Annotated in this window: 17 protein-coding genes and 1 tRNA gene; 8 read left to right on the top strand and 10 right to left on the bottom strand. The window is 72.1% G+C overall.

All coding sequences use genetic code 11. The features are described 5' to 3' along the window. The 6 genes from GWI24_RS46320 to GWI24_RS23055 all read right to left on the bottom strand — a co-directional run. Positions 1–198: FAD-dependent oxidoreductase (locus GWI24_RS46320; RefSeq protein ID WP_308343946.1), on the bottom strand; the 198-nt coding region annotated here is incomplete at its 3' end. Between the two features lie 357 nt (positions 199–555). Further along, complete coding sequence (locus GWI24_RS23075; protein ID WP_210947820.1) at positions 556–1,851, bottom strand: CdaR family transcriptional regulator; 1,296 nt, start codon at positions 1,849–1,851, stop codon at positions 556–558. 166 nt (positions 1,852–2,017) lie between these two features. Beyond that, complete coding sequence (locus tag GWI24_RS23070; RefSeq protein WP_210947819.1) at positions 2,018–3,442, bottom strand: amidase; 1,425 nt, start codon at positions 3,440–3,442, stop codon at positions 2,018–2,020. A gap of 2 nt (positions 3,443–3,444) precedes the next feature. Next, positions 3,445–4,314, bottom strand: a complete 870-nt coding sequence (locus tag GWI24_RS23065; RefSeq protein WP_210947818.1) for a hypothetical protein — start codon at positions 4,312–4,314, stop codon at positions 3,445–3,447. Positions 4,315–4,507: 193 nt separating this feature from the next. Next, entirely contained in the window at positions 4,508–6,832 is a 2,325-nt protein-coding gene (locus GWI24_RS23060) for a family 2 encapsulin nanocompartment cargo protein terpene cyclase (RefSeq protein ID WP_210947817.1), read from the bottom strand. A 212-nt stretch (positions 6,833–7,044) separates the two neighbouring features. Then, positions 7,045–8,139, bottom strand: a complete 1,095-nt coding sequence (locus tag GWI24_RS23055) for an acyltransferase family protein (RefSeq protein ID WP_210947816.1) — start codon at positions 8,137–8,139, stop codon at positions 7,045–7,047. Positions 8,140–8,454: 315 nt separating this feature from the next. Here GWI24_RS23055 and GWI24_RS23050 point away from each other — a divergent pair, with 315 nt between their 5' ends. Then, positions 8,455–8,910: a tellurite resistance TerB family protein gene (locus GWI24_RS23050; protein WP_210947823.1), complete on the top strand. Its 456-nt coding sequence runs from the start codon at positions 8,455–8,457 to the stop codon at positions 8,908–8,910. 89 nt (positions 8,911–8,999) lie between these two features. Here GWI24_RS23050 and GWI24_RS23045 read toward each other — a convergent pair whose 3' ends face one another. Further along, positions 9,000–9,947 (bottom strand): M56 family metallopeptidase, encoded by a 948-nt coding sequence (locus GWI24_RS23045; RefSeq protein WP_210947815.1) that lies wholly within the window; start codon positions 9,945–9,947, stop codon positions 9,000–9,002. A gap of 3 nt (positions 9,948–9,950) precedes the next feature. Continuing rightward, positions 9,951–10,358 carry a BlaI/MecI/CopY family transcriptional regulator gene (locus tag GWI24_RS23040; RefSeq protein WP_210947814.1) on the bottom strand — a complete coding sequence of 136 codons (408 nt, stop codon included), beginning with the start codon at positions 10,356–10,358 and terminating at the stop codon, positions 9,951–9,953. 166 nt (positions 10,359–10,524) lie between these two features. On the opposite strand from GWI24_RS23040, the gene GWI24_RS23035 reads away from it, so the two are divergent. Next, on the top strand, positions 10,525–11,835 hold the full coding sequence (locus tag GWI24_RS23035) for a cytochrome P450 (protein WP_210947813.1): 1,311 nt from the start codon (positions 10,525–10,527) through the stop codon (positions 11,833–11,835). Between the two features lie 45 nt (positions 11,836–11,880). On the opposite strand, the gene GWI24_RS23030 is transcribed toward GWI24_RS23035, so the two are convergent. Then, entirely contained in the window at positions 11,881–13,461 is a 1,581-nt protein-coding gene (locus GWI24_RS23030; protein ID WP_210947812.1) for an SDR family oxidoreductase, read from the bottom strand. A gap of 351 nt (positions 13,462–13,812) precedes the next feature. Between GWI24_RS23030 and GWI24_RS23025 the strand changes: the two genes are divergently transcribed. Further along, positions 13,813–14,112 (top strand): type II toxin-antitoxin system VapB family antitoxin, encoded by a 300-nt coding sequence (locus GWI24_RS23025; protein WP_014061825.1) that lies wholly within the window; start codon positions 13,813–13,815, stop codon positions 14,110–14,112. A gap of 132 nt (positions 14,113–14,244) precedes the next feature. Then, on the top strand, positions 14,245–14,946 hold the full coding sequence (locus GWI24_RS23020) for a LytR C-terminal domain-containing protein (RefSeq protein ID WP_210947811.1): 702 nt from the start codon (positions 14,245–14,247) through the stop codon (positions 14,944–14,946). Between the two features lie 15 nt (positions 14,947–14,961). On the opposite strand, the gene upp is transcribed toward GWI24_RS23020, so the two are convergent. Next, entirely contained in the window at positions 14,962–15,597 is a 636-nt protein-coding gene (upp, locus tag GWI24_RS23015; protein WP_037956795.1) for a uracil phosphoribosyltransferase, read from the bottom strand. 178 nt (positions 15,598–15,775) lie between these two features. Here upp and GWI24_RS23010 point away from each other — a divergent pair, with 178 nt between their 5' ends. From GWI24_RS23010 to GWI24_RS22995, 4 genes are all read left to right on the top strand, one after another. Continuing rightward, positions 15,776–15,943: a hypothetical protein gene (locus tag GWI24_RS23010; protein ID WP_020870137.1), complete on the top strand. Its 168-nt coding sequence runs from the start codon at positions 15,776–15,778 to the stop codon at positions 15,941–15,943. Positions 15,944–16,123: 180 nt separating this feature from the next. Next, the gene (locus GWI24_RS23005) at positions 16,124–16,660 is read left to right on the top strand and encodes a hypothetical protein (protein WP_247616761.1); all 537 of its coding nucleotides are present in this window, start codon (positions 16,124–16,126) and stop codon (positions 16,658–16,660) included. Positions 16,661–16,678: 18 nt separating this feature from the next. Further along, a complete protein-coding gene (gene tadA, locus GWI24_RS23000; protein ID WP_210947810.1) occupies positions 16,679–17,179 on the top strand; it encodes a tRNA adenosine(34) deaminase TadA in 501 nt (166 codons plus the stop codon). Positions 17,180–17,248: 69 nt separating this feature from the next. After that, a tRNA-Ser gene (locus GWI24_RS22995) sits at positions 17,249–17,335 on the top strand. Positions 17,336–17,431 lie beyond the last annotated feature (96 nt).

The following is a 17,431-nucleotide window of genomic DNA, read 5'->3' as shown; positions in this document are numbered from 1 at the left end:
GGGCAGCGGCAGCGTCAGGGCCGGGGACAGCCAGCCGGCGTTCCCCCAGGACGCCCCGGCCGCGGGGTGGCGCCGTTCCACGACGGTGACCTCGACGCCGTGGTTCCGCAGCGACCAGGCGGTGGCGAGGCCGACCATGCCCGCGCCGATGACGACGGCGCTGCGCGGTGGGCGGGACGGACCGATGGCAGTGGGCACGGATGCGCTCCTTCCCATGAGTGAAACGCCATCATCGGGGGAGGGGGCCGGGCACCGCACTGGCCCGGAGGCCGAGAGCGCACGGGCGGGCCTTGTCGCCCGGGACAAACGGAGTCTTGTCGCCGGGGACTGACGGCCTGCCGGGCGCCGGGCACTGACGGCCTGCCGTGGAGCGGCCCGACCGGTCATGGCCTGGGCCCTGGCCGGTGGACCTTCGCGCCTGTGACCTCAGCGGCCGACGCCGCGGGCCCGCGGCGGCTGGTTCCGGGGGCATCCACCAACGGTGGCCGGGGCCGCGCCAGACGTCGCGGGTCCCGCGACGATCCGCTGGTCGCGGTCCGCCGGTCCGCGCCGCGCCTACGGCAGGCGCAGGGCGCGCAGCCGCAGCCTCAGCCGGATGTCGAACGCAGCGGCGGGGTCGCTCAGATCGAGCCCGGTGATCTCCTGCGCCCGCCGCAGCCGGTAGCGCAGGGTGTTGGGGTGGACATGCAGCTGACGGTCGGCCAGCCGGGCGTCCTCTCCGGCGGCCAGATAGCGGTCCACGCTGTCCAGCAGCGCGGTGCCGCGCCTGCGGTCGTACTCCTCCAGCTCCGCGAGCGCGCCCAGCGGATCGTGACCCGCCTCGACGGCCAGGTCCACGGTCCGCATGAGCAGGGCGTCCAGCTGGACGTCGCGGATATGGGCGGTGCGTTCCCGCGTCGCGCCGAGCCGGGCGAGCAGCCGGACCACCAGTTCTGCGTCGGCGCGTGAGCGGCCGAGCCGACCGGGCCCCGGGACGGTGCGGCCGACACCGGCCGCCATTCCCGGCAGCTCCCCCACCGCCCGCAGCAGCCGTTGTTCGTCGCCGACCGGCACCACGGCATAGCCCACACCGTCGACCTCCGCGCCGAGCCCGCCGGGCTGGAACGCGGAGAGCCTGCGGTCCAGGTCGGCGAGGGCCCGGCGCAGCGGATCGCCGGGCGGACCGCCCGGGCCCGCGCACGTGCCGTCGTACGGGGTGCCATACGGGTTGCCATACGGACCGTCACACAGGCCGTCGTACGGGCCGGGGGCGGGCGCGGGCGCCGACGGCAGCGGGCGTACGGCGACCACGGCCAGCGGTCCCGGCCCCAGCGGGAGCTCACGGGCCGTCTCGACGGCCTCGTCCCCGCCGCGGAGCAGCGCCCGTACGGCGGCGGTCCGCCGCGCGTCCGCGGCCAACCGCCGCTCGGCCTGCCGGGCGAGCAGCGGCGCGAGCAACGCGGCCGACTCCTCCAGGGCGGCCCGCTGCTCCGGGGACGGCGAGGAGGGCACAATCGCCCAGATGGAGCCGATGGCCGTATCACCGGCCCGGATCGGCATGATCGCGCGCGGCAGGATCCCCGCCCCGCGCAGATCCGCGTAGAACGGGCCGGAGGAACCCGCCAGCCGCTCGTCCAGATGCTCGGTGCGCAGCAGGGTGCGGTACCGGTCGGGCACCCGGCGGCTGAGGATCGTGGCGATGCGCGCGTCGTCCGAGTTCTCCTGGCCGGGGGAGTAGGTGATCAGCTCGGACGCGTCGTCCTCGATGGTGACCGGGCCACCGGCCAGCCCGGCGGCCCTGGTGGCCAGCGAAAGCAGACCGCCCGAGGCATCGTCGTACGAGGAGTCGTCGTACATGGCTCCTCCGCTCATCAGCGCCGGTGGTCGCCGGGGCACGGCCCGGACCCGTTCACTCTGATGCTCGAAGAAATGGATTATCCAGGGGTGTGCGGGCGGTAACGGGTGTGTTTTCTCACCCGCCGCCGCCCGCGCCCGCCCGGTTACCCGATCCCGCCCTCGGTTACCCGATCCCGCCTGGTTACCCGATCCCCGCCGGGCGCCGCCGCCAGTGCCCGGTGGCCTGCTCGAAGGCGTGGCCGACCTGGAGGACCGCGAAGTCCGCCCGGTGCGGCCCGACGATCTGCACCCCGACGGGAAGCCCGCCGGGCGTGAACCCGGCCGGTACGGACAGCGCGGGACTGCCGGTCGAGCTGACCAGATACGCCGAGCGCATCCAGTCCAGATAGTCGTCCATGGCCACCCCGGCGATCTCGGTCGGGTACTCGATGCCGACGTCGAACGGAACCACCTGGCTCACCGGCAGCAGCAGCACGTCATAGCGGCCGAAGAACTCCCGTACGCGGTGGTAGAGCAGGGTGTGCAGCACCTCCGCGCGGCCGACGTCCGGCCCGGTGAGCTTGCGCCCCTCCTCGGCGTTCTCCCGGATCGCCCGCTTCAGCCCGTCGGGGTGGCGGTCCATGAGCGGGCCGAAGGCAACCTCGAAGGCCGAGGCGCGCAGCGTACGGAAGACCTCCTCGGCCTCGGTCAGGTCCGGGCAGGCCCGCTCCACGACGCAGCCGAGGCCGGTGAAGACCTCCGCCGCCGACTCGACCACCGCGGCCACCTCGGGTTCGACCGGCACCAGCCCCCCGAGATCCGGTGACCAGGCCACCCGCAACCCCGTCAGATCGCGGTCCAGGGGGCGGGCGAAGCGGGCGCCGGGCTCCTCCAGGGCGATCGGCGACCGCGCGTCGGGCCCGGCGATGGCGGACAGCAGCAGGGCGGTGTCGGCCACGGTACGGGCCATCGGCCCCTTGACGCTGAGGGTGCCCCAGGCGGTCAGGGAGGGCCAGTTGGGGACGCGCCCGGGCGATGGGCGCAGACCGACGACATTGCAGAACGAGGCCGGGTTGCGCAGCGAGCCGCCGGTGTCGCTGCCGTCCGCGATCGGGACCATGCCGGAGGCCAGCGCGGCCGCCGCGCCCCCGCTGCTGCCGCCCGCGCTGCGGCCCAGGTCGTACGGGTTGTGGGTGGCGCCGAATATGGGGTTGAAGGTGTGCGAACCGGCCCCGAACTCGGGCACGTTGGTCTTGCCGAGGGTGATCGCCCCGGCGGCCCGTATCCGCTCGATCAGCAGATCGTCCTCTTCGGGCACGCCGTCGGCGAGCGGCGAGCCATGGCTGGTGCGGATGCCCGCGGTGTTGTGGAGGTCCTTGTGGGCGATGGGCAGCCCGTGCAGCGGCCCGAGCTCCTCTCCCGCCGCGATCCGCTCATCGGCCTGCCGGGCGGCCTCGCGGGCGCGGTCCGCGACGAGGGTGACGATCGCGTTGACGGCCGGGTTGACCCGTTCGATACGGGCCAGATGGGCCTCGAGCAGCTCGCGCGCGGACAGCTCGCGGGAGCGCAGCAGCGCGCTGAGGTCCAGTGCGGTCCTGAAGCAGAGATCGTCATCCGTCGTCGTCACGGTCACTCGCCTTCCTCGGTGATCATCGCTGCGCCCGTCCGGGTCTTCCGACCAGGGTCCTCACGGGGCTCGCTGTCCTTACGGGGCTCACAGTCCTCATGGGCCCCAAGGGCGGAATCCATGGTTGGGTAAGCGGCCCGGCGGCGGAAGAGCGCCGTCACGGCGGCCGCCACCAGCACATTGACCGCCAGCGCGACCAGGCCCGCGTTCACATGGTGGGTCTCCGCCTCGGCCAGGGTCAGCCAGGTCACCACCGCCTCACCGGTCACCAGGCCCGCCAGCGCCCCCGGGGCGGTCAGCAGCCGCCGGCGGCCGATCGCCGCCAGCAGCCCCAGCACGATCTGGATGAAGCCGCTCACCGTGAGCAGCTGAAGGTCGGCCAGCAGCCCCGGCCGCAGAATGCCGAGGGTGAGCGCGAGCCCGATGGCCAGGACGACCACGCTGTGGTTGACCGCCATCCGGGCCGCCTCCCGGCGGACGGGCAGCAGATTCCGTGCCACCAGGGTCGAGATGCCGACGCGCATCGCCCCGGCCGGCACCATCGCGGACGCCGCCGCGGCCACCACGACCAGCCCGGTGGCCCAGCCCGGCAGGGCGCCCTGGGCGAGCGTCAGCAGAATCCCGTCCGGGTCCCCGGCCCCGTCCCCGCCCGGCCGGGCCACCAGCATCCCGGTGAACCCGATGGTGATCGGGACCATCAGCGCGATCTGGTAGAGCGGCATGAAGACGTTGTTGGTGCGGATGGCCCTCGGTCCGCCCGCCGCCATCAGCGGCGGCCAGTGGTGCGGGGTGGCCATCAGCCCGCCCGCGGGGGCGTCGCCGGGGTCCGGGCCGGGGCCCGGGCTGCCGGGATCTTCAGCTGCGGCCGACACGGTACCTCCAGGGCGCGAGGGGACTGCGCGGCATTCAACAGGCCACCCCGGGCGCCGGGCATCGTGCCGGACGGCCAACAAGCGGCCGCCCCGCCTTGTCCCGGCGGACAAAGGCGGGGCGGCCGGCCCGAGGTCTCGTTCCCGAGCTCCTTACGGTCCTCACCGGTCCTTCCGGGGGCCCTTACGGAGGTCCTTACGGATGCGATCCGGCGGCTCCGCCGGGCACCGGAATCCGCGCGGCCGAGGTGCCGAGCCCGGTGGGCCCGTGCCACGGGGCCACCGGCCGCGCCCCGGCTCCGGTCCCGGCGCCCGTCACGGTCCCGGCCCCGGTCCCCACCGGCCGCCGGTGGGCGCGGAGCAGCTCTTCCTCCCGGTAGCGCGGGACCTCCCGGTGCCAGTTCAGGATGCCGGACATCCAGTCGCGCAGCTCCTCCACATAGCCGTCCATCGCCCTACGGGCTTCCGGCCCCAGCCCGAAGTCGTCGTACAGCACCGGGAACTCATGCTCCGCGACATGCTGGAACTGCCGCATCCGGGACGTCATCAGATCGTTCACGACGGCGACCCCGGTCGGATAGTCGCAGTCGAAGAAGTTCTGGACGACGAGGACGCCGTTGTGGACCTCGCCCTCGAACTCGATCTCCTTCTGGTACGAGAAGACGTCGTTCAGCAGCGTCGCGTAGTCCATGGCGGCGTTCTCCAGCGACCGGACCGGGCCGCTGCGGTACATCTCGGGCGGCACCCGCCGCCCGCGCGCCAGCCGGCACAGGCTCATGGTGAGGTCGGAGCCGAAGGTGTGCCTGCGCATCTCGATGTAGTCGACCGGGTCGGGGATCCGGTTCTTCGTGTGGTTGGCCAGCTCCCACAGCCAGCTGGCGGTCATGTTCTCGACGGCCTTACGGAAGTCACGGCGCGCCGAGTCGTCCATCGGGCCCGCCGTACGGCTCCACAGGTCGGCCAGCGACCGCTCCAGCGCGTTCGCCGGGGCCGGGGTGGGGCCCGCGTCGAGCGGCATGAACGCCCCGAGCCGGGCGTTGCAGGCCCGGGCCCCGGCCAGGTCGTGGGTGCGGCCGAAGACGGCCGGGTAGTAGTCGTCCGCGTAGGTGCCCCAGGCCAGCCAGCCCGACGCCAGATCGAGCTCGTCCAGGGAGCCGTCCGGGTGGATGCCGGCCGCGCACAGCGGAAGGTCGGCGGCGAGCATCCGCCGCTCGTCCCAGACGTGCGAACCGGGGATGCCGGGCTGCGGTCCGAGGATGCCCATCCGATGTGCCCAGTCGACCAGGTGGTCGCGGGCGGTGGGCAGATGCCGATTGAGCCGGAGGGTGAACGGCATGAAGAAGTCCGGCAGCAGGGAGGGCCCGGTCCTCTGGAACGGGACATGGCTGAACCTGCGGGTCCGGGCCGCCTCCGCCCGGCCCGTGGTCATCGGCAGGCTGGCCGCGGAGGTGCCGAGGCCGCTGAGCGCGAAGGGCGACCACGCCGGGGCCTTGTCCGCGCCGTCCACACCGTTCACACCGTCCGGGCCGTGCGCGCCGTTCATGTACCGGCTGGAGCGCATATGCCACTCATGGCCGCCGGACTGCCAGTCCTGGAGCCCCTTGACGTAGGCGAGGACCCCCGCGCAGGCCGCCGGGTCCAGACCGTGCTCGGCGAAGAGCGGGCCGAGCTCGGTGAGGGCGGTGTCCTCGAACTGCTGCAGCCGTGAGGTGAGCAGCTCATTGACGGAGTCGGCCGCCTCCTGGGTGGTGCAGCGCAGGAACGTCTCCAGAACCAGGACGCCATTGCTGAGCTCGCCCTCGTCCTCGATCTCCCGCTGGTACGAGAACAGGTCGTTGCGCAGGTGCACCGCGTCCGCGAAGGCGTCCCGCAACACCCGCATCGGCCGCGCCCCGGCGATCACCGCCGGCACCTCGGCCCCCACGGCGTGCTCCACCAGCCCGGCCGACCAGGGCGCGCCGCCGACCTTACGGCGCATCTCGATGTACTCGACCGGATTGGGGACCCGGTCGATGTTGATGTTCGAGAGCTCCCAGAGCGATTCGTTGAGCAGGTTCTCGGTGCTCTCCCGGAACCGCGCCCGCCAGTCCCCCGACATCGAGGGCACCGTCCGCGCCCACAGATCCGCGAGCCCCGCCTCGACCGGGTTGGTGGGCTCGGGGGTCCCGGCGGCCGGGTCCATCGGCATGAAGGCGGGCAGCCGGTCGAGATACGCCTTACCGGCCTCACGGTCCTGGGAGCGCTTGAACGTCTCCAGGAAGTGGTCGTCGAAGAAGAACACCCACACATACCAGTCCGTGACCAGCGAGAGCTCCGCGTCGGAGCAGTCGGGGTGGGTGTACGCGCACAGCAGGGCGTAGTCGTGGGCGTCGAGATCCTCCTGCTCCCAGATCCCCGAGCCCTCGAGCATTCCCATCTCGCGGGCCCACCGGGTGGAGTGCTCCCGTGCCGCCTGGACATGGGGGTTCAGCCGCGCCGGATACGGCATGTAGAAGTCGGGGAGTTGAAAGGGCTGTGTCACTGCTGGGCCGGCACCTCTCCGTGCGACGGTGGCCGTAGTCGTCGTCCGGCTACGGACTGGGGTCGGCTACGGGCTACCCATGCCGCAACCGGCCTATCCGAAAGCCCGATTAGTCACACAAGTAGGCTCCGCGACCGGCACCTTGCGCACCGCGACCGGCGCCCCTTGCCGCGTACCGCCCCCTGGTAAGGGACGCCGGCCGAGTGCGCCGATCATCCGTCGCGTCTCCGGAAGGCCCACTCCATCCGCGGCTCCATCGCAAAGCGGAACGCCCGCTGGATGGGCGGCGTGCACAAGGCCGTCACCACGGCCGCCGCCACCGCCGTCACCGCGATCTCCCCCAGGGGCCGGTGCGGCCACGGGTGGTCGTACCAGTCCCAGAAGCGGGAGCCCTTGGCGAGGAAGCCGTGCAGCAGATAGCCGTACAGCGTCCCGGCGCCGAGCACCGTGAACCACATCCGGCGCCGGGGCACCCAGGCGAGGAAGCACACGGTGAGCACCATGGAGCAGCCGAAGAGGGCGAACGTCATCACGGTCCCGACCCACCACGGCGCACCGAGTTCCTGCGCGCTGTCCCGGCGGTAGAACCACGCCGGGTTCATCCGCGGCACGGCCCAGTAGGCGAAGACCACCGCGGCGGCGACCACCGGCGCCGACAGCCATCTGACCTCGCGCCGCCGCATCAGCCGGAAGTGCTCCGGCCGCATGTGCAGCCCCAGCACGAAGAAGGGCAGGAACTGCAGCACCCGCTGCAGATCGAGGTCGTCACCGATATTCGGTGAACAGGCGGCGAGCGCGGCGATGGTGAGGGCCAGCGCCACCGGCCACCGCGCGATCCGCCACAGCGGTGTGGTCAGCCGCCAGACGAAGAGCGCGATCAGAAACCAGGTCAGATACCAGGGGTCGAGCAGAGTGATCGGATAGGACGGATCGTCGTCCGCCCACCGTTTGAAGAAGGTGTACGCGACCTCGAAGAGGACGTACGGAACGGCGACACCCGTGATCAGACGCTTGAGCCGGTCCGGCCGGAGATCGAAATTCCGCGAGAAGTACCCGGAGATGAGAATGAACGCCGGCATATGGAACGTGTAGACGGTCATATAGAGCGCGGATGCCGCTCTGCTGCCGCTTCGTAAGGGCTCCCACGCATGCCCCATCGCGACCAGCACGATCGCCAGGTATTTGGCGTTGTCGAAGAATGCGTCACGTTGTTTCGGCGCGGGGGACGGAGCCGGTGCCGCCTCATGGGGCGGGGACGCCGGTGCGCGCCGCGCGGGCAGTGTCGGCGGTAAGGACGAGACGTTCATCACATACGCCCTCCCGGGGAACCTGCGGGGAAAGTCCGGCCTCTTTCCAAGTTTCGGCGGGGGGTTGCGGAGTGGAACATTCCACGCACCATAGTGGCGCTCTCGAGCCCGCGCCCCAAAAGGCTCAGCTCTCGCGTACAAGGGTTTACGTCCAGCCCAGCGCATCCGTCACCTCCTCAACTTGGGAACTTCTTTACCTCTCCGATCAGTTCACAGAGTGATGAAGAGGGGCCGATCCGCCCGGCCTTGACCGACCCCGCCTGCTAGCTTCTACACAACTGTAGATCCTAACGACCCTATGGAGTGTGAGTGGCCATGGCCCTGTGGGACCGCATCAGGGAGTCCGCCCAGACGATGCAGACTCAGCTCGTCTCGAAGAAGAACGACTTGAAGAGCGGCGCCTTCCGCGACGCGAGCATGGCGATGTGTGCCCTGGTGGCGGCGGCGGACGGCTCGGTCGACCCGTCCGAGCGGCAGCGCGTCGCCCAGCTGATCGCCACCAATGAGGTGCTGCAGAACTTCCCGGCCGATGATCTGCAGCGCCGCTTCAACGACTACGTCAACAAGCTCACCACGGACTTCGACTTCGGCAAGGTGAGCGTGATGCAGGAGGTCGCCAAGGCCAAGAAGAAGCCCGCCGAGGCGCGCGCCGTGATCCAGATCGGCATCGTCATCGGTGGCGCGGACGGCAACTTCGACAAGACCGAGCAGGCCATGGTCCGCGAGGCGTGCTACACGCTGGAGCTCCCGCCGGCCGAGTTCGACCTGTAAGGCGAGGCGTAAAAGCCGTAAGACCGCCCCGCAAGCCATAAGCCGCAACCGTAAGACCGCCCCGCAAGCCGTAAGGGCGCGACCTGGGGCTACAGCGGGGTCGCGGCGTGCAGGACGAGGACCAGGGCAACCGCCGCGTTCGCCGAGGACAGCGCGGACGCGGCGGTGCCCACCGCCGCGATCCACAGGGCCAGCCCCGCCGCCGTCCACGTCGGCGGCCAGTGCCGGGACGGCTCCACGGGCTCCAGCAGAGCCGCGACCCTGCGCGGCACCGGCCCCGGCGCCGCGAACCCGGCGAGCGCCGGCCCCGGCGTGCCCCGGGAGACCAGGGCGGCCTTGCCGACCGCCCGCGCCGTGACCCGGCGGTCGCCGACCTCCCGGGCCGCCTCCTCGTCCGCCCAGCGCTCGGCGCAGTAGTCCACCGCGGCCCGCAGCGACCGCAGCAGCGGGTTGGCCCGCGCGGCGAGCTGTGCGGCCAGCAGATAGCGGTGGTGGTGCGCGGTCAGATGGGCGCGCTCATGCGCGATCAGGGCCCGCCGCTCACGGGTGCTGAGGCTGTCCAGCATCCCGGTGGAGACGACGATCCGGCCCGGCTTCCCCGTTCGCCCGGAGGTTCCGGGCAGCGCGTACGCGTACGCCTTGTCGTCGGGCAGCACCGCGACCGGCGACTCCGGCAGCCCGGCGAGCGCGAGCCGGGCGTCCCGCCGCACCCGGCCATGACGCAGACAGGTGGCCGTGCAGGACACGGCCACCGCCGCCAGCGCGCCGATCGCCGCCTTCCCGGCCACCACGTCAAAGGGCACCGCCGCCCGTACCTCGGGGTCCGACCAGCTGTCCGGCAGCGGGTTGCCGGGCAGCTGCGCCGTGCCGACGACCATCAGCAGCCCCAGGCACAGCGTGGAGCACACCGCGAGGACGGTGCCGACGAGCGTCAGCAGCCGGGTGGCGGTGCGCGGATGGAGATGTTGCTCGGCGAGCCGGGCGATCGGCAGCGCCGTCAGGGGCAGAACCAGCGGGAGGAAGACGAAGACGCCCATCGGTCAGTCCTCCGGCTCCTCCGCGTCGCTCAGCAGGTCGCGCAGCAGCCGCTCGTCGTCCTGGGTCAGCCCGGTCACAAAGCTGGCCAGGACCGCCTCGCGGTCGTCCTGGCCGTCCAGCACCCGGCGCATCCGCAGCGCCGCGAGCCCCGCCTCGTCCGACGCCGCCCGCCAGACGAAGGACCGGCCCGCGCGCTCACGCGTCACGGCCTGTTTGGCGTGCAGCCGGGACAGGATGGTCATGACCGTGGTGTAGGCGAGCTCGCCCTCGATCCGCTCCTGCACCCATGCGGCGGTCACCGGCCCCGGCGCCCGGCTCAGCGCCGCGAGCACCTGCGCCTCCAGTTCGCCCTGGCCACGCCGACGGGGGCGGCGGGGCCAGCCGGGCCCGCCGGTCCGGTCGTGGTCCATCACACCGTCTCCTTCCCCACCGCAACGCGCCCGGCGCGCGGCGCTCCATCGTAGCGAGCGGGCCACGGTCGCCGTTCGCCCCTTTGGCCTGGCTGTGCGCGCGGGCCCCGGCCGCCTCATCGATGCTGAGCAGGGGGACGACCCCGACGAAGGAACGCACTCAGCCATGACGCAGACGCAAGGCTCGCTCGTACGGCAGATCACCGACTACGCCCATCGAGCCGATCCGTACCCGATCTACGCCGAGCTGCGCAAGACGCCCGTGGTGCACGACGAGGAGGGGCCGTACATCGTCTCCACCTACTGGGAGATCCACGGTCTGCTGCACGACCCCCGGCTCAGCTCCGACGCGCGCAACCTGGACCCCCAGGCCGCCTCGGAGCTGCCCGAGGAGGACGACCCGGGGCTGCCGCCCAGCTTCCTGAAGCTGGACCCGCCCGAGCACGACCGGCTGCGCCGGCTCGCGACGGCGCCCTTCGGCCCGCCGCACACCCCGCGCCGGCTCCACGAGATGCGCGGTGAACTCACCCGTATCGTCGGCGAGTTGATCGACGGCTTCGAGGGGCGGGACCGGATCGATCTCGTCGACCACTTCTCCTACCCCTTCCCGGTGACCGTGATCTGCCGGCTGCTCGGGGTGCCACGGGAGGACGAGCCGCGCTTCCACGCCTGGGCCGACACCCTCGCCGCCAGTCTGGACCCCGACCCGGACCCGGACCCGGACCCGGACGCCGCCGAGCGGCGGCGGATCACCCGGCAGGCCCGTACGGAACTGGCGACGTATCTGTCCGAGCTGATCGAGGAGCGCCGCCGCGCACCCGGCGACGACATGCTCTCGGCCCTGGTCAGCGGGGCGGGCCCGGAGGGGCGGATGAGCCGGGTGGAGCTGCTGAGCACCGCGGCGCTGCTGCTGGTGGCGGGGCATGAGACCACCGTCAACCTGATCACCAACGGGATGCTGACCCTGCTGCGCAACCCCGATGTGCTCGCCCGGCTGCGCAAGGATCCCCATCTGGTCGTCCCGCTGGTGGAGGAGGTGCTGCGGTTCGATCCGCCGGTGCAGATGCTTCCCCGGCGCACCCCGCTCTCGGAGATCGACATCGCGGGCGTGACCATTCCCCAGGGGGCGTCCGTGTGGCTGCTGCTGGCCTCGGGCAACCGCGATCCGCAGCGCTTCCCCGACCCCGACCGGTTCGATCCGCAGCGCAGGGACAACCAGCACCTCGGCTTCGGCAGCGGCATCCACAGCTGCTTCGGCGCCCCGCTGGCCCGGCTGGAGGCGCAGATCGCGCTGACCGAGCTGGCCCGCCGGCTGGACGAGCCCCGGCTGCTGGAGGATCCGCCGACCTACCGGCGCAACGCGGTGCTGCGCGGGCCACGGCATCTGCCGCTCGCCTTCGAGGGGCTGCGGCCGAACCGGTCCGCGAACCGATCCGCGAACGGGTCCCCGAACCGATCCCCGAACGGGTCCCGGTGACGGCGGGGTTCAGCAGCCCCGGACCGGCGGAGCCGGCAGGGGGGCTCACCGGGCGCGGAACGCGGACGCTCTCGTCCCGGCCGCGTCCTTCCCGCCCCTGCCCGTCCCGGCCTCGCCCCTCTCGGCCCGGGCGGCGATGTTCCGGGCCATACCGCCGAAGACGAGCGCGTGGAACGGCGCGACCGACCACCAGTACAGATGTCCGGCGAGGCCGCGCGGATGGAACAGCGCCCGCTGCCGGTACACCGTCCCGCCCCGCGCGTCCCGGTCGACCACCATCTCCAGCCAGGCCAGGCCCGGCAGCCGCATCTCGGCGCGCAGCCGCAGCAGCCGGGGCGGCAGGACCTCCTCCACCCGCCAGAAGTCGAGGCTGTCCCCCACCCTGAGCCGCGCCGCGTCCCGGCGGCCCCGGCGCAGCCCGACGCCGCCCACCAGGGTGTCGATCCAGCCGCGCAGCGCCCAGGCGAGCGGCAGCGAGTACCACCCGTTCGCACCGCCGATCCCCTCCACCACCCGCCAGACGTCCCCCGGCGAGGCGTCCACCGCGCGCTCGCGGCGGTCCTGGTAGAGGCTGCCGCCCGACCAGTCGGGGTCGGTGGGCAGCGGATCGCTGGGCGCGCCGGGGGTGGCGGCGGAGGACCAGCGGGTGGCCACCTCCGCGTCGCGGATCCGCCGCAGGGCCAGCTCCAGCGCCCGGTCCACGCCGAGCGGCCCGCCCGGCGGGTCCGGCACATAGCGGGTGATGTCCCGTTCGGCGCAGACCACTTCATGGCGCAGCGACTCCACCAGCGGGCGGGCGATGGCGCCGGGTACGGGGGTGACCAGGCCGACCCACAGACTGGACAGCCCGGGGGTGAGCACCGGCACGGGCACGATCAGCCGCCGCCGCAACCCGTTCACCCGCGCGTACCGCCGCATCATGGCGCGGTAGGTGAGGACGTCGGGGCCGCCGATGTCAAAGGCCCGGTGCACCTCCTCCGGCAGCGTGGCGCAGCCCACCAGCAGCCGCAGCACATCGCGGACGGCGATGGGCTGGGTGCGGGTGCGCACCCAGCGGGGCGTCACCATCGCCGGCAGCCGCTCGGTGAGGTAGCGCAGCATCTCGAACGAGGCCGAACCCGAGCCGATGATCACCCCGGCCCGCAGCACGGCCGTCGGCACCCCGGAGTCCAGCAGCACCCGGCCCACCTCGGCCCGGGAGCGCAGATGGGGCGAGAGGGCGCGCTCGGGGACGCCCTCCGGGGTCAGCCCGCCGAGATAGACGATCCGGCGCACCCCGGCGGCCCGGGCCCGCTCGCCGAAGATCCGGGCGGCGCGGCGGTCGGTCTCCTCGAAGCCGGATCCGGTGCCCAGCGCGTGGACCAGGTAGTACGCGACGTCCACGCCCTCCATGGCGGCGCGCAGGGACTCCTCGTCGGTCACATCGCCGCGTACGGTCTCCACCCGTCCCGCCCAGGGCTGGTCGCGCAGCTTCTCGGGGGAGCGGGCCACACACCGCACCCGATGCCCCGCGGCCAGCAGCTCGGGGACCAGCCTGCCGCCGATGTAGCCGGTGGCGCCGGTGACCAGACAGCGGCGCGGGTCCGGCGCACCGTGCGGGCCCGGCGGGCGCTGGGGAACAGCCATGAGGCCATGGTGCGCGGGCAGGACAAAACCTGCGAGGTGGGCTCCCTTCGGCGGCATTGTCCGTATCAGGTGTTGGAGGTCGCTCTCAGGTCTCCCCGACCTTCGAGCCTCTCAGCCCGGCCATCTAGGAAACGCTCTCGGGGGACTTACGTCCTCTGTCCTGAGCGCCTCTCCGGTCAAGCTCCCTCGCTCGCCCCGCAGGCTGTTATTTACGTTACTCCGGGCCCCCGTGAGCGCCTAGCCCCTTTTGGGCATTTTTTCCAATTTTCCGAGTTCGGCGGAGCCCGGCTCCGGCCCGGCACTCGGGCGCCTTGGCTGCGCCGGGAGGGGCTTGCCCGGTAGGCTTTCCGTGTGATCTTCAAGCGCATCGGAAACGGTCGGCCCTATCCCGACCACGGCCGGGAAAGCACCCGCCAGTGGGCGGATGTCGCCCCACGCCCGGTACGTCTTGACCAGTTGGTCACGACGAAGCAGCAGCTCGACCTGGAGACGCTGCTCGCCGAGGACTCCACGTTCTATGGGGACCTCTTCGCCCATGTCGTGAAATGGCAGGGCGACCTCTATCTGGAGGACGGGCTGCACCGGGCGGTGCGCGCCGCGCTCCAGCAGCGTCAGGTGCTGCACGCGCGCGTCCTGGAGCTCGAGGGCTGACCGCGCCCACGCCCCCGGTGACCGATCGCCGTTGATCGACTTCCGATCCGTGTTGGCCCTTTCGGGTAGGTCTGAGCACCAACCATTGATCATTTAGTAGGCATCGCCACCTGGCCGCACTACGCTGCGCACATGAGCATGCTGACCCCTCCCGGCATGGGCGGAAAGTACCGCATTACGGGCGATCGCTATCCGCGGATGAGCCGGCCCCGGAACCGCCGGCGGCTGATGTTCACCGCCTTCGGCTCGGTTCTGGCGCTCGGCCTGGTCGGGTGGGGAACACTTCAGCTCATCGATGTCTTCTCCGGCGACAGCGGCGGCCAGAAGGTCCGCGCGGCGCACGGCACCGGGGACTGCGAGCGCGGCGACAAGCGCCCCGACGAGAACGCCAAGTCCGGCCGGGCCGACAGCGGCCAGAGCGGCCAGGGCGGTCAGCACGGCCGTACGGGCGGGAAGCTGCCGAAGCCCTCCCAGATCACCGTCAACGTCTACAACGCGACCACGCGCTCCGGCCTCGCCAAGGACACCGCCAAGGAGCTGGAGAAGCGCGGCTTCAAGATCGGGAAGGTGGGCAACGCCCCGACCCGGTACGACAAGAAGGTCAAGGCCACCGGGATACTGCTCGGCGCCCCCGGCGCCGGCGACGGGGCCTTCAATGTGCTCGGCACGCAGCTGCCCGGCGCCCAGACCAAGAACGACGCGCGCGACGGCAAGGACATCGACCTGATCATCGGCAACGGTTTCAAGGACCTGGTCGGGCAGAAGGACGCGGACAAGGCGCTGGCCGCCCTGGCCAAGCCCTCGCCCGCGCCCTCCGGATCGCCCTGCCGCTGATGAGTCGGGTGGGGCTCAGCCCGCGGTGCCGTACATCCGGTCGCCCGCGTCGCCGAGCCCCGGCACGATGTACCCCTGCTCGTTGAGCCGCTCGTCGACGGACGAGGTGACCACCGTCACCGGCGCCCCGGCGAGCTCGCGCTCCATGAGCTCGACGCCCTGGGGCGCCGCCAGCAGACACAGCGCGGTCACATCGTCGGCGCCCCGCGATATCAGCTCCCTGATCGCCGCGACCAGCGTCCCGCCGGTGGCGAGCATCGGGTCCAGGACGTAGACCTGACGGCCGGAGAGGTCCTCGGGCATCCGGGTGGCGTAGGTGGACGCCTGGAGCGTCTCCTCGTCACGGATCATGCCCAGGAAGCCGACCTCGGCGGTGGGCAGCAGCCGCACCATGCCGTCGAGCATCCCGAGACCGGCCCGCAGGATCGGCACGACCATGGGGCGCGGATGGGACAGCCGTACCCCGGTCGTGGCCGTCACCGGGGTCTCGATGTCGACCTGCTCGGTGCGCACATCGCGCGTGGCCTCGTACGCGAGCAGGGTCACCAGCTCGTCGGCGAGCCGCCGGAAGGTGGGGGAGTCGGTGCGCTTGTCGCGCAGCGTGGTGAGTTTGTGCGCCACCAGCGGGTGGTCGACGACGTGGATCCGCATGGCAACGACACTAACCGAGCCCCCGGAGCCCGGCTCCCGCCGGTGACGCCCTGCGTGCGCCTCCCCGCGCTCGACCGTCTGCCGCCGTAGTGGCATCAAACCGCTGATTCGGGGGAAAGTGGGCAACAGCGCTCGGGCTCCCACCGGGCGATACCTCGGCTCCGAGGAGTGAGTGACCATGGCCGACGCGACCGCGAGGGAAACCGCCGCGGACCGCCGCCGCCGTCGCGACCGCTTCCTGCGCGCGCTGAACGAGGCCCGGGCGGTGCGGGACCAGGTGCGTCCCCGGCAGGCCCGCGCGGCCCGGATGCGCCGGGCGATACACATGCGGACGTTCTCCTGGTGAGGCCTGGTGAGCTTCCGACGAACCGCCGGAGACGGTTTCCGCGCGTTTCGATTCCGTCCGCGTGAGCCACATCTCTTTGGACTGGTGCACGACGCAGCGTGGAAGACCTCTCGCGAAGCGACGGTTTCTGCCACGATTCCGATTGGGGCGGGACACTGTCCCGCCCGCCCCGGCACGCCTATGACCAGTGGGAGAGTCACGGTGTACTTCGCCGCATTGCTCGCGCGCACCGCAGAAGGGTGGGAAGCGAGCGACACAGAGCTCGATGACGTGGAAACCCTGACGGACTTGATCGAACTGGCCCGTCTGGCCTCCAAGGACGACGACACGGTACTGGCCTTCATCGAGCACGAAGACGCGTGGTTCGGCGTCGTCCGCGTGGACGGCGAGGACGACCCGCACATCTATGTATCGGACGCGGCAGCGGCCGCCCGCACCTCGTACGGCTCGATGCTCACCGACGAGCTGCTCGGCCGGGACCCCGACGACGATCTGGACAGCCTGGTCGACCTGGACGGCACCGAGGACGGCGAGCCGGACCGGGACGACGAGGCCGCCGACGACGCCCCGGTACCGATCGGCCCGCTCGGCGACGCCGACATCCTGGCCGACCTCGGCATGGACGAAAAGGAGCTGAAGGCCCTCGACGGGGACGCCCTCGAATCGATCGCCGAGATGCTCGGGTGCAGCATGGAGGGGCTGGAGGCGGTGCGCTGACCGCCGCACACTGATGTCATGACCGATCCGCTGACCGGCCTCCTGCCCGGCCCCGACCCCGACCCCCTGCGCGACCCCTGGCGCGAACCGATGCGCCTGGCGCTGGAGGAGGCGGTACGGGCACCCGAGACGGGAGATGTGCCGGTCGGCGCCGTCGTGCTGGGCCCGGACGGCTCGGTGCTCGGCCGCGGCCGCAACGAGCGCGAGGCCCACGGCGACCCCACGGCCCACGCCGAGGTCCTCGCCCTCCGAGCCGCCGCCCACCACCTCGGCGGCTGGCGGCTGACCGGCTGCACCCTGGTGGTCACCCTGGAGCCGTGCACGATGTGCGCCGGCGCGATCGTCCTGTCCCGCCTGGACCGGCTGGTCTACGGCGCCGTGGACGAGAAGGCCGGCGCGGTCGGCTCCCTCTGGGACGTCGTCCGCGACCGCCGCCTCAACCACCGCCCCGAGGTCATCGCGGGCGTCCTGGCGGAGGCGTGCGCGGCCCCCCTGACCGCCTTCTTCCGCAAGCCCTGAGCCCCACCGCACGAGCCGGTCCCGGAACCGATTTCGGTTCCCGGCCACCCGTCCGCTAGGCTCTCCCTCGGTAGCGTGTCCGAGCGGCCGAAGGAGCGCGCCTCGAAAGCGCGTGAGGGGGCAACTCCTCCGTGGGTTCAAATCCCACCGCTACCGCTCGAAGAACGTAGGGCCCGGCTCATCGTGAGCCGGGCCCTACGTCTTTGCGTGCGCGGGTGTTGTACCGGGCCGGGGTTGTGCCGGGGCCGTTCC

This window comes from Streptomyces sp. MK37H, assembly GCF_018035285.1.
In the GTDB taxonomy this organism is placed as follows: Bacteria; Actinomycetota; Actinomycetes; order Streptomycetales; family Streptomycetaceae; genus Streptomyces; species Streptomyces endocoffeicus.
This window is presented reverse-complemented; position numbering and strand designations above follow the sequence as displayed.